Raw genomic sequence first — 12,673 nt, forward strand, 5'->3', positions numbered from 1 at the left:
TCCCCTTTCAGATTCTATATGGTTTCTACAATTGTCGCAACGCCTTGGCCGACACCGACACACATTGTCGCCAACCCGCGCCGTACTTTTTGTTTTTTCATCCCATGAATGAGGGTGGTCAAGATCCGTGCTCCGCTCGCCCCAAGAGGATGGCCGAAAGCAATCGCACCGCCGCTAACATTGACCTTTTCAGGGTTAAGCATGAGCTGTTTTATACATTCAAGCGATTGTGAGGCGAACGCTTCGTTAAGTTCAATGAGATCAATTTCATTTACATGAAGCCCTGCCCGTTTTAACGCTTTCCGTGTTGCCCCAATCGGACCAAGCCCCATCACTTCAGGTTCAAGAGCAGCGGCGGCACTTGCTACATACCGTGCTAACGGTTTAATCCCCAATTCGTCGGCCTTGTCAGCACTCATGAGTAAAACCGCTGCTGCCCCATCATTTACCCCTGAGGCATTGCCCGCTGTAATCGTACCACCTTCGAATAAAGGCTTTAACTTTGCCAGCTTTTCCATGGTTGTACTGGCACGCGGATGTTCGTCGGTTTTCACTGTAAAGTGATTCCCTTTGCGATCCTGATAGGTAACAGGTACAATTTCATCTACAAAGCGGTTTTCCTCCATGGCGGCCTTTGCCTTCATTTGACTGTTAAGAGAAAACTTATCCTGCTCTTCGCGGGAAATATTATAGCGCTTCGCCACATTTTCAGCTGTTTGCGGCATGCTGTCCGTCCCATACATATCATGAAGTTTGTGGTTAACAAAACGCCAGCCGATTGTTGTATCAAAAAGCTCTTGATTCCCACGGGGAAAATCGACATCCGGTTTGGCCATAACATACGGTGCGCGTGTCATGCTTTCTGTCCCTCCGGCAATATAGATTTCACCGTCTCCGACCATAATTGCTCTAGCCGCTATATTAACAGCGTCAAGTCCGGAAGCGCACAATCTATTAACAGTTGATCCTGCGACATTTACGGGAAGTCCCGCCAAGAGTGCAGCCATTCTGCCAACATTTCGGTTTTCTTCACCGGCGCCATTGGCGTTTCCCATAATCACTTCCTCAATAGCTTCCACTGGCAATTTTGGCTGGCGGCTAATTAAGCCCTTTATAACTGTTGCGGCCAAATCATCGGGGCGAACGGATTTTAGCGCCCCGCGGTATCGGCCGATTGGTGTTCTAACAGCGTCAACAATAACAACATCATTCATTATGAACGCACCCCTTCACTGTAATCATAGACACCCTTGCCTGTCTTCCTCCCCAACCTGCCAGCTTTAACATACTTTTCGAGGAGCGGCGCCGGACGGTATTTATCACCTAGTGTCTGGTGCAGATATCGGAGGTTATTCAGGCGGGCGTCCAATCCGACAAGATCAACAAGTTCAAATGGTCCCATTGGATAATTTAGTCCAAGCTTTATTGCCTTATCGATTTCCTCAGGCGTGCCAACACCTTCCTGCAGCATATAAAAGGCTTCATTCCCGACAAGAGCGCTGATTCTGCTCGTCACGAACCCGGGAAACTCATTAACAACAACGGTTTCTTTGCCCATTTTTTTGGCAGCTGCTCGGGCAAATGAAGCCGTTTCGTCACTTGTTTCCAGACCCCTAATTATTTCCACCAACGGCATTTTATGAACCGGGTTGAAAAAGTGCATGGCAATCACGGCTTGAGGCCTTTTTGTAAATGAACCAATTTCGGTCGGACTCATTGTAGAGGTGTTCGTTGCCAGAAAACATGATTCAGGGGCATTGCTATCTATCGTTTCAAAGACGGATTTCTTTATTTCTATCTTTTCAGGGACAGCCTCGATGACTAGGTTTGCGTCCTGAACCGATGAAGCCAAATCTGTTTGGTAACACAGCCTTTCCATAGCTTCTGCTGCTGCTTCCTTATTTATTTTTCCCCTATTAATACCCTTTTGAAAAATCAAATCAATTTCTTCTTTAGCATGGTTTAAAGGTTCTTCAGCTATATCTACCAATGTCACATGATATCCGCCGACTGCCGCGGCATATGCGATACCCCTGCCCATGACACCTGATCCGACTACCACTAGTTTCTCTTCCACGCCTAATCCCTCCATGATCATTTGGGGTCAGACCCCTATGTAAAGTCTGACCCCCCTGATATTTTTTCTCTATAGGTTAAATGGGTTAAGCGGCTTGCCGCCAATATAGGAAAGCACACTTTTTGTTTCAGTATAAAGATCAAGACTTTCAATGCTTAATTCACGGCCAAAACCTGACTGCTTATAACCGCCAAATGGTGTACCCGGGAAGGCTGAGAATGGTGTATTAACCATAATAATCCCCGCTTGGATTTTGTCTGAAACCCGCTTAATAAGACCTTGGTCCTTGGCCCAAATCGCTGCAGCCAAACCATATTTTGTATCATTCGCAAGCTTTACCGCTTCTTTTTCGTCCTTAAAGCTCATGACCACAACGACGGGGCCGAAAATTTCTTCCTGTGCAACTTTCATGTCGTTCGTCACACCTGTGATAATGGTTGGAGCATACCAATAACCATTTTCATACCCTTCCACCTTAACTTGGTCGCCGCCGGCTGCAACCGTTGCACCTTCAGCCTTTGCTGATTCAACGTAATCGTGAATGGCATCCACTTGGGCTTGGCTGATGATCGAACCGACATGTGTTGATTGTGACATTGGATCGCCAAGTGTCAGCTTTTTCGTTTTTCCAATGAATTTTTCCATGAATTGATCATAAATGCTTTCATGAACAAACAAACGCGAGCGTGCCTCACAAGATTGCCCTGTGTTATAAAAAATACCGAATAATGAGCCGTCAACCGCACCGTCAAGGTCTGCATCAGGAAAAACAAGGTTAGGTGATTTACCGCCAAGTTCTAAAGTGACGCGCTTAAGTGTTTGCGACGCCTTCGCCATGATGTCCTTGCCTGTTGTTGTTTCACCAGTAAAGGCAATTTTGTCAATGCCTTCGTGCTCAACAAGGTAAGTTCCAATTTTGGCACCAGGTCCTGTGATCACGTTCACAACACCTGCCGGCACTCCCGCTTCATGGCAAATTTCAGTTAGGATAATTGCGGTAATTGGTGTCAGGCTTGCTGGCTTTAAAACAACTGAGCAGCCTGTTGCAATCGCAGGTGCAATCTTCCATGCCGCCATCATAATTGGGTAATTCCACGGAATAATTTGTCCGGCAACACCGATCGGTTCTTTTTGTGTGTAGTTAAAGAACGGTCCTGGGACGTTATTGACCGCACCCCGATGGCCCACAATGGCACCGGCGTAAAATTCAAAGTCTTCAATTGCTTGCATAACTTGACCTTGCGCCGCCATCAGCGTTTTTCCGCTGTTCAAAATTTCAAGCTCAACCAGTTCATTGAAACGTTTGCGCATAATAGCAGCAATCTTATTGAGGACTCGGGATCGCTTGCCAACCGGGGACTTCTTCCACTTCCCGTGGTCAAATGCTTGTCTTGCAGCCTCAACTGCGCGGTCCACATCGGCTTTGTCAGCCTTCGGAACGGAAGCGATCGCCTCGCCAGTTGCAGGGTTGTATACTGTAATGGTGTCTTTTGATCCTGCCTCAACTGCCTCACCATTTATGACCATTTTATAGGCTTGTCTCTTCATTTCTGTCGGAAAATGTGATGTCTCTTTTACCGCTTGACTCATAATATCGATTCGCTCCTTTGTTAATCATAAGATGTGATTTATTTCCCAGTAAATGCGGGTTTGGATTTTGATAAAAAGGCCTGGATGCCTGCTTGGTGATCTGCTGTCTGACCTGCGGTTCTTTGGGCAAATGCTTCGTTTTCAAGCATCTGATCGAGATTTGTTTCAAAGCTTTGTCTCATATATCGTTTGATCAATCCGATCGCTTTGGTTGGCATGCCCGCTAACTTTTCCGCGAATGCCTGGACGCTCGCATTATAGTCATCATGAGGAAGAACTTTGGTGACGAGTCCAAGGTTCAATGCTTCTTCCGCGCTCACCTTTTCCCCAAGAACTGCAAGCTCAAGCGCCTTGGCGTAGCCGACCAGGCGCGGCAAATAATAAAGATTGCCTGAATCCGGAACAAGCCCCACATGGATAAAGGCTTCTATAAAAGATGCTTTTTCGGATGCCAAACGGAAGTCACAAGCGAGTGCCAGACTCATACCTGCACCTGCTGCCGTGCCATTCACCGCCGCAATCAACGGCTTTTCAAACTTAGCAAGGCGCTGTACCATGGGATTGTAGCGTTTGCGAAGAATATCGCCAAAATTGGCATCCTCTTGAACACCGCTAAGATCTTCACCTGAACAGAACGCACGGCCTGCACCTGTAATAACAACCGCGCGAATGTCATCATCCTTTTCCGCACGCTTAATGGCTGCAATGATGTCCCGATTCATTTGGTCATTAAATGCATTCAAACGATCTGGACGATCCAGTGTGACCCATGCAACATGATTTTCCACTTCAAAAGCAACTGTCTCCAAGCGTCATTCCTCCCAGTTATTCACCGCGAAATTCGGGCGGTCTTTTTTCAATAAAAGCCTTCATGCCTTCCTTTTGGTCTCTTGAGGCAAAGAGTAGGTAAAAGTTCTTGCGTTCAGCCTGCATCCCTTCGTAGACACTATAATCAATGGCTTTGTTCACCGTATCCTTGATCAAGCGCAATGAAAGCGGTGCTTGCTGAACTAACCTGGCAGCAAAAGCGAGCGCTTCCTCAAGTAAGACTTCGGGCGCCACTAGCCGAGTAATTAATCCATGACGTTCAGCAACAGCTGCATCCATTGAATCACCCGTCCAAAGCCATTCGAGTGCTTTTGCTTTGCCCATCGCCTTCGTAAGTTTGACTGTGCCGCCAGCACCAGGCATGACACCCAGCTTGACTTCAGGGAAGCCGAATTTGGCATCTTCTGCGGCAAAAACCACATCACAGCTAAGTACAAGTTCAAAGCCCCCGCCTAGGGCAAAGCCATGAACAGCGGCAATGATTGGCTTCTTAATCCCTTGTATACGGTCCCATTCAGCAAACTGATTAAGGAGTTCAAGTGAAACCGGAGTGTCGCCTGCCATCTCGTCAATATCAGCGCCAGCGGCAAAAGCGCGGCCGCCCCCATTTATGACAATAGCTGAGACGTCGTGATCCCGGTCAAACTGTTCCAGGGCCGTTATGATCTCCGTAACCATCGGCCTGTTGATCGCATTTAATACCTTAGTGCGGTTAAGTTCGATCCGGCCAATGCCGTTTTCCTCCCATACCCTAATAAATTTATGATTACTCATTGACTTCCTCGCCGATCATCATCGTTACGATGTCACCGGCGAAAGACATTACGTCTTTTCCTGAAGCTTTGGCTTCGTCAGATTTCATTGCAGCTTTGAAAGCATCCTGGCTTTCGTAATACATTTCACAAAGCAGGTAATATTCGCTTTTTCCCATTGGAGAACCGATAATTTTTGTGACTTCCATCTTCTTTAGTCCAGGAATTTTCTCAGTGATCGGTGTATGAACATTTTTATAATGTTCATCGAATGCTGCTTGATCTTTCGGCTGCTTGTAAAGCGCGATCATTTTAATCAAAACTATCAACCTCTCTTTATCATGATTTTAATTTAGGGTTGCCACCGGCTTCATTGCTTCAAATGGATTCTTGCAGCTTTTGCAATAGAGAATACTCCGGCATGCCGTAGGGCCAAAAATGTTTTCCATTGTAACATATGTTGAACCGCAATAAGGACAATCTATCTTCCAGGGCTCGCCCTCTATATGATGAGCGGGCGGAGGGGAGACACCGTATTCTTTTAGCTTTTCACGGCCTTCGGGGCTAATTCGGTCTGTCGTCCACGGCGGGTTGAATATAAAACTAATTGTCGTCTTACCGATATTTTCAATATCGCTGATAGCCTTCCTGACATCCTTTTCGATCAAGTCAAGCGCCGGACAGCCGCTAAAGGTAGGCAATAGATTGATCGTGACATCATAGCCATCAATTGAAATGCTTTCAAGCATGCCGAGCTCAACAATACTGATTGAAGGCAATTCGGGATCTTTCACTTCCTGTAACACATGATGGACCTGCGCTTTCAAAACGTCACTGCTGTCTTGATCTTGTGTTGAAGTCATGAACACACCTTCCTTCTCTAAGATGATCCTTACCAGCCTGTTGCTTGAGGGTCTGACACGTAGACTTCACTCAATGTTTTCAGAGCATGCTCCAGGTCTTCCGTATGTTCACCATTTCGTCCGTCACCACGGATCATCAGTGGTTCGTTATCAATCGAATAATTGACTTCGTTGAACAGCTCTTGGATTTGATCAATAAATCTTTCCCTAAGGGCTGCTTCATCCTCAATAAGCCCCGCCGATACCATTTTTTCGGCATGCGGTCCAAGTGTGAGCACTCCCCCGAAATCCTTCCAGACTCTCTTGATAGCCGTTTCCATCCGATCCCTTGCCTCTTCAGTACTTGTCATCAGCTGTTTGAACCAAATCTTCCAATGCAAAAGATGATAATATTGTTCTGTTAACATTTTTCTTGCAGCATCAGCCAAGGGTTCATAGGATGATTGTTTTAATGATTCAAGGCGAATCTTTTTTGCCACATCATAGAACAGGTGGCGGATCACTGTGAACGCCCAATCGTAATTCGGAGAATCAAGATATTCCCCCGTACCGTTTTTTTCTTCTAAAATAATGGCATTGCGAAACTGCTCTTTCTTCCTTAAATGCGATAAATCATCAGCTTTGCCTTCCCCAAGCTCAGAAAGGATTCTATAATACATTGTTGCGTGTCCCATGGTGTCTTGATTAATGGAAGAAAAGGCGACATCCTCCTCAATGTGCGGGGCCAGACCAAGCCATTCAGAGCCGCGATGGGCGTGGATAAAATCGTCATCTGCAAGCTGATATATCAGTTCAGTTAATTCTTGTTTGTTCGATTCAATGCTCATGCCTTTTCCACCTTCTTCTCATCTGTTCCGTTATCCTGCTTTTCTTTAAAATTACGCCATCGTTGATTAAGGTCAGCATAACCTTTCGTTTCCCGGTAATGTTTATCAAGCTTTTTCAGCGATTCTTTCTCGCTTTGGGAAAGTTTCCTTATGGCGTTGCGTCTAACTACCCAAATATCAACGGCTTTTTCACGGCGAAAGAAGTTTTCTTTTGCCAAGACGATTGCCATTTCTTCATTCGGTGCTAGGAGACTGAACTGATATTGCAAGGGTCCATCCTCTTTCTTTTTGCTGAACACTTCAAATTCTTCATAGAAAGGATTCAACCCATTCTTTTGTTCATCCATTCTAATTATCCCCCTTAAACAACTGCTGTTTTGACGTGCCCTAGGGCCTCTCTCACCCATTCAGTATTTTCATAGGATGATTGTCTCAAACGTATGCGGTCATCAGATTTCGGCCCGTTGCCTGATACGATTTGTTTGAATTCATTCCAGTCAGGATCCTGATAATGCCATGTGTTCGACTCTTCATCAAAACGAACCGTTTTATCAGGTACCTTGAGCCCGATCAATTCAATCTTTGGAATGTATTTTGTAAAGAACTCCTGTCTCAATTGTTCATTTGTTTTCGTGCGAAGTTTGTATTTAATATTTTTATCAACATTGGTATGGCCTGTTTCTTGCTTTGATTTGGGACCAAAAAACATTAATAAAGCATCCCACCAGCGGTTCAATGCATCCTGAAGCATTTGTTTTTGCCGATCGGTTCCTTCGGCAAGTGAGAGGACAAGGCTTTCTCCGTGCTTTGCATGAAAGGATTCCTCCTGACAAATGCGCTTCAGCGCACGGCCGTATGGTCCGTACGATGTATCAAGCATCATCGTCTGAGACATAATCGCAGCTCCGTCAACAAGCCAAGCGATAATAGCCGCATCACCCCAAGTTGGTGATGCCATGTGAAAGACATTGTGGAACTTTAGACGTTTGGTGAAAAGATCGCTCATAATATTGTCACGGTTTTTCCCAAGGGGCTTCATTAAATCTTCAGCAACACGAAGCAGCAATTGACCATGTCCCATCTCGTCCTGGACTTTAGCCATGATCGCAAGCTTGCGATGAAGTGTCGGGGCCTTTGGAACCCATTCCTTTTCCGGAAGCGCACCCATTATTTCACTGATCCCGTGCATTGAAATCAAACGGATAAGTGCTATACGATAGTCATCAGGCATCCAATCATCTGCTTCAATTTTTTCATCGCGGTTTATCCGGTCCATAAAGTGGTCATATTTTTGCTCTTCACTTAATTGATCAAATGTTAAATGATCCAACATGTTTTATCCACTCTCCATTATATGACGTATTATTAACGCAATTATATTATAACGTTATATAAAATACAAACCCTATTTACAGAACCTTATCTTTCGGCTTCTTTCTGGAATCGATAATTCGTACTGCTTTCCCTTCAGAACGAGGAATAGAACCTGGATTCATTATATTCACATTCATGCTGACAAGGCACTGGCTTTTCAATCCGTGCATGATTCTATGTTTCAACCGGATGACTTGTTCGTGAGCTAAATCCTCTCCAACCGCCGCAAAAAATGCTGGATCGATTTCGACCATCAACTCTGCAATATCGAGCGGGCCCTTTCTTGATAAAGAAATCTGGAAATGCGGGACAAGCTCTTCGATTTGCAGCAATGTGTTTTCTATTTCAGACGGAAAAACATTGACACCGCGAATGATCATCATGTCATCAATTCTTCCTTTTACCCTGGACATTCTTATCGTTGTTCTCCCGCATGAACATGCCTCTGTTGTTATCGATGCGATATCTCCTGTACGGTAACGGATGACTGGCGTCGCCTCTTTTGTAAGACTAGTAAATACCAGCTCACCCTCCTGACCTTCTGGCAGCGGTTCCAGCGAACCAGGGTCTATCACCTCAACAATAAAGTGATCATCGGCAATATGAAGCCCGTTCTGAGCTTGATGACACTCGATCGCGACGCCCGGTCCCATGACCTCACTCAATCCATAAATATCAACCGCTTTAATGCCAAGACGTTCCTCAAGCTCTGCTCTCATTTCTAAGGACCATGGCTCAGCACCAAAAATACCGTATTTAAGACTTGTTTTCCGCGGATCTTTGCCAAGGCGCTCCATTGTTTCAATGATATTTAAAATATATGATGGGGTACCGGAGATCACAGTTGGTTTGAAATCTTCAATAAGGAGAATCTGCCTTTCGGTGTTCCCGCCTGAGACAGGCACTGTTGCCATGCCAAGTTTTTCAGAACCGTAATGAAGGCCAAGTCCCCCTGTGAAAAGCCCATAGCCATAGGCATTATGGAGAACCTCACCTGGTTTTCCCCCAGCGGCGGCAATTGCTCTTGCGACGATCTCCGACCATACCTCAATGTCAGAGCGAGTATAACCGACAACAGTTGGTTTCCCACTGGTTCCCGAGGACGCGTGCAGCCGCACAATGTCTTTCTGTCCAGCAGCAAATAACCCGAATGGATAATGATTTCTCAAGTCCTTTTTTACTGTAAAGGGAAGCTGAGTGATATCCTCTAATGATTGAATGTCAGCCGGCGTGACATGGTTCTTTTCAAAAGCTTCCTGGTAAAAGGCAACATTGTTATAAACCCTCTGAGCAGTTTCTTTCAATCTTTTCAGTTGAAGCGCTTTCATCTCCTCGCGAGACATTGATTCAACTTCAGCATTATAGATCATGCTTACACCCCATCCCTTTTTATATAACGTAAAAAAATCGATATTATTAATTTGTGTCATGTTATCTAAATGATAATCCTTTTTAGACGCAACTGTCAACATGTTCTGAATATTTAAGAACGAGAGAGATAAAAAAAAGCCTCACCCGTGATTAGGTGAGGTTTCTACTTTCTTAAAACAACATTGTTAAAATGTCCCCTTTGCTTATTTTTCCAAAGTAGTGGCCTGAATTAATATCCGAGAGCTTAGCTTCAATCACATCACGCTCATATTTGGCTCCAATTAAGAGTTTTTCGATATCCGTTATATCCCCAACACCAAAGAAATCGCCAAAAATGGCGGCGTTCTGTATAACACCTTTCTTCACATCAAGACGGATATCTATCCCTCCCGCTCCTGGAAAGCGATGGGAGTACTTCATATTAAATTTGGGGGATTTGCCATAAACCCAATCCCAATTACGATATCTTTCCTCCGCGATCTGTCGGATGTTACCCCAGTCTCGCTCACTTAGTTTGTATTCCGGCACATCGAAGTTGGTTTCGAAGACATATTTCAACAACATTTGCCTGAACTGATCAATGTCCATATCCACATCTAAATGCTCTCTTATGTTCGTGACACGGCTTCGGACTGATTTAATACCTTTCGATAAGTATTTCTCGGCATCGGGGTTTAAAGCACGTGCTACATTTTCAAGGTTGACATCGAAAAGCAATGTCCCATGGCTGAACATCCGCCCTTTCGTTGAAAACTGCGCATTGCCCGAAATTTTCTTCCCGCCTACCAAAAGGTCATTTCTTCCGAGTAATTCCGCTTTGACACCCATTTGATGCAGCGCCCTGACGACTGGTTCCGTAAACTTTTTATAGTTATGAAAGCTGTTGCCATCGTCCTTCGTAATAAAGCTAAAACTTAGATCTCCTTCATCGTTATAAACAGCACCGCCCCCAGAGAGCCGGCGTGTGACATTGACCTCCTGCTCCCTTATATAATCCATATTGATTTCTTCCACGGTATTTTGATTTTTCCCCACAATCACTGTGGGATTCATGCTGTAAAACAAAAGATATGTCTCATTAATATCCAGTTCGGTTAAAGCGTACTCCTCTATAGCTAAATTGATAGCCGGATCCATGATGCCTTGATTATTAATATATTTCAACTTATTTATCCTCCAGTTCAAACAATGAATGAATAGTATTCCTTTATTTTACCAGATAATAATACAGAAATGCACACCACAGATTAGACGGCTTGTTCAGATAGATTTATGAAATATGGACCTATTTTGAGTTTTTTAACATTAGTCGTAATTACAGACAGCGTTTTCAATACGTGATAAACTGTTCATTAGTCCTTGTTTTTCGGCAATTTTCGACAATTACATCAAGAGGTGAGACTATGCAAAATAATATGAAAAGAAATATCGGAACCTTTGCGTTAACAATGACCGGCATAGGTTCAATTATTGGCTCCGGTTGGTTATTTGGTGCTTGGAAAGCAGCAAAAATTGCCGGACCTGCCGCCATTTACGCCTGGATTCTTGGAACAATTCTTATATTATTAATCGGCCTTACTTTTGCCGAACTTGGAGGCATGTTTCCCGAAGCGGGCGGGATGGTGCGATACGGCCAATTTTCCCACGGCTCGTTTGTCGGTTATTTATCAGGCTGGGCAAACTGGATTGCCATTGTGTCAGTTATTCCCGTGGAAGCGGAAGCCTCTGCTCAATACATGAGTTCCTGGCCCTTTGCTTGGGCACATACAATCTTTAACGGCAAAGAATTATCAACAGCGGGTTTACTGATTTCAGCTGCCCTTGTGGTTGTCTACTTTTTTGTAAACTACTTCACGGTTCAACTCTTTGCACGTGTGAACACCGCGATTACTGTCTTTAAATTTATCATCCCCGGTTTAGTCATTATCGGCCTATTAGTTTCGGGTTATAACAGTGACAACTTTACGCAGTATGGCGGATTTATGCCAAACGGATGGTCAGGTGTTCTTACAGCGGTTTCCATTTCAGGTATCGTTTTTGCCTTTAACGGCTTTCAAAGCCCGATTAACATGGCCGGAGAAGCAAAGAATCCAAAATTCTCAGTGCCATTTGGTGTTGTGGCTTCGATATTAATTGCGGGTGTCATCTATGTTCTACTGCAGATCACCTTTATCGGAACTATTACACCGGATATTATAAAATCAGGGTGGGCACACATTAATCTAAGTTCACCTTTCGCAGATCTTGCATTTGCATGGGGCCTTAACTGGTTGGTTCTGCTATTATTTGCGGATGCCTTTATATCCCCGTCTGGAACAGGGATCACATACACAGCAACAACAGCAAGAATGATTTATGGGTTGGAACAAAACGGCTATTTCCCAAAAATATTTGGAACGGTCGATGCAAAATCAGGCATTCCACGTCCGGCAATGTGGTTCAACCTTGTCGTGTCCTTTGTATTTCTGTTTCTATTCCGCGGCTGGGGACAATTATCATCAATTATTTCTATTGCAACACTGATTTCTTATATGACAGGACCAATCTCTGTCATGGTGTTCCGAAGACATAGTGAACATTTGAAAAAGCCATTCAGAATCAAAGGCATGCGCATTATTGCTCCGCTTGGTTTTATTGCGGCCTCTATGATTTATTACTGGGGCGCTTGGCCGTTGACTGGTAAAGTTATGATCATTATGATTATCGGTTTGCCTATCTATTTCTTTTACCAATTTAAATATAATTTTAAAAACTTTAAGCGCGATTTTAAAGCCGGCGCTTGGATGATTTGTCACCTGCTATGGATGGTCTTCTTATCCTTCATCGGCAGTGAAAAATTCGGCGGCTTGAATATTATTCCTTTCGGCTGGGACTTCCTGGTCATCGCGATATCCGCCCTCGTCTTTTATTACTGGGGCGTCCACAGCGGTTGGGAAACTGATGATATTAAAAAAGGCAACGATGAATTTTTGGATAATGAACTTGCTTAAG

Annotated in this window: 13 protein-coding genes; 1 reads left to right on the forward strand and 12 read right to left on the reverse strand. The window is 44.4% G+C overall.

Annotation, left to right across the window (positions count from 1 at the left end; genetic code table 11):
* Positions 1-14: 14 nt before the first annotated feature.
* The 12 genes from EV207_RS09380 to lplA all read right to left on the reverse strand — a co-directional run bounded on the left by EV207_RS09380 (position 15) and on the right by lplA (position 10,846).
* Positions 15-1,214, reverse strand: a complete 1,200-nt coding sequence (locus EV207_RS09380) for a thiolase family protein (RefSeq protein WP_132745903.1) — start codon at positions 1,212-1,214, stop codon at positions 15-17.
* Positions 1,214-2,077 (reverse strand): 3-hydroxyacyl-CoA dehydrogenase, encoded by an 864-nt coding sequence (locus EV207_RS09385; protein WP_132745904.1) that lies wholly within the window; start codon positions 2,075-2,077, stop codon positions 1,214-1,216. Before EV207_RS09385 ends, EV207_RS09380 begins: the two co-directional genes overlap by 1 nt.
* Before the next feature lie 69 nt (positions 2,078-2,146).
* Positions 2,147-3,667 carry an aldehyde dehydrogenase family protein gene (locus EV207_RS09390; RefSeq protein WP_132745905.1) on the reverse strand — a complete coding sequence of 507 codons (1,521 nt, stop codon included), beginning with the start codon at positions 3,665-3,667 and terminating at the stop codon, positions 2,147-2,149.
* A 38-nt stretch (positions 3,668-3,705) separates the two neighbouring features.
* Positions 3,706-4,476: an enoyl-CoA hydratase-related protein gene (locus EV207_RS09395; RefSeq protein WP_132745906.1), complete on the reverse strand. Its 771-nt coding sequence runs from the start codon at positions 4,474-4,476 to the stop codon at positions 3,706-3,708.
* A gap of 16 nt (positions 4,477-4,492) precedes the next feature.
* On the reverse strand, positions 4,493-5,269 hold the full coding sequence (locus tag EV207_RS09400; protein ID WP_132745907.1) for an enoyl-CoA hydratase-related protein: 777 nt from the start codon (positions 5,267-5,269) through the stop codon (positions 4,493-4,495).
* Complete coding sequence (locus tag EV207_RS09405) at positions 5,262-5,567, reverse strand: EthD family reductase (protein WP_132745908.1); 306 nt, start codon at positions 5,565-5,567, stop codon at positions 5,262-5,264. Before EV207_RS09405 ends, EV207_RS09400 begins: the two co-directional genes overlap by 8 nt.
* A 27-nt stretch (positions 5,568-5,594) precedes the next feature.
* On the reverse strand, positions 5,595-6,110 hold the full coding sequence (gene paaD / locus EV207_RS09410; protein ID WP_132745909.1) for a 1,2-phenylacetyl-CoA epoxidase subunit PaaD: 516 nt from the start codon (positions 6,108-6,110) through the stop codon (positions 5,595-5,597).
* Between the two features lie 29 nt (positions 6,111-6,139).
* Positions 6,140-6,937 carry a 1,2-phenylacetyl-CoA epoxidase subunit PaaC gene (gene paaC / locus EV207_RS09415; RefSeq protein WP_132745910.1) on the reverse strand — a complete coding sequence of 266 codons (798 nt, stop codon included), beginning with the start codon at positions 6,935-6,937 and terminating at the stop codon, positions 6,140-6,142.
* Complete coding sequence (gene paaB / locus EV207_RS09420) at positions 6,934-7,284, reverse strand: 1,2-phenylacetyl-CoA epoxidase subunit PaaB (RefSeq protein WP_132745911.1); 351 nt, start codon at positions 7,282-7,284, stop codon at positions 6,934-6,936. Before paaB ends, paaC begins: the two co-directional genes overlap by 4 nt.
* Before the next feature lie 14 nt (positions 7,285-7,298).
* Positions 7,299-8,270: a 1,2-phenylacetyl-CoA epoxidase subunit PaaA gene (gene paaA / locus EV207_RS09425; protein ID WP_132745912.1), complete on the reverse strand. Its 972-nt coding sequence runs from the start codon at positions 8,268-8,270 to the stop codon at positions 7,299-7,301.
* Between the two features lie 76 nt (positions 8,271-8,346).
* Positions 8,347-9,681 (reverse strand): phenylacetate--CoA ligase family protein, encoded by a 1,335-nt coding sequence (locus tag EV207_RS09430; RefSeq protein ID WP_132745913.1) that lies wholly within the window; start codon positions 9,679-9,681, stop codon positions 8,347-8,349.
* 172 nt (positions 9,682-9,853) lie between these two features.
* Positions 9,854-10,846 carry a lipoate--protein ligase gene (lplA, locus tag EV207_RS09435; RefSeq protein ID WP_132745914.1) on the reverse strand — a complete coding sequence of 331 codons (993 nt, stop codon included), beginning with the start codon at positions 10,844-10,846 and terminating at the stop codon, positions 9,854-9,856.
* A gap of 239 nt (positions 10,847-11,085) precedes the next feature.
* Here lplA and EV207_RS09440 point away from each other — a divergent pair, with 239 nt between their 5' ends.
* The gene (locus EV207_RS09440; protein ID WP_132745915.1) at positions 11,086-12,672 is read left to right on the forward strand and encodes an APC family permease; all 1,587 of its coding nucleotides are present in this window, start codon (positions 11,086-11,088) and stop codon (positions 12,670-12,672) included.
* The last annotated feature ends 1 nt before the right edge of the window (position 12,673 follow it).

It is taken from the genome of Scopulibacillus darangshiensis, assembly GCF_004341035.1.
GTDB classification, from domain to species: domain Bacteria; phylum Bacillota; class Bacilli; order Bacillales; family Sporolactobacillaceae; genus Scopulibacillus; species Scopulibacillus darangshiensis.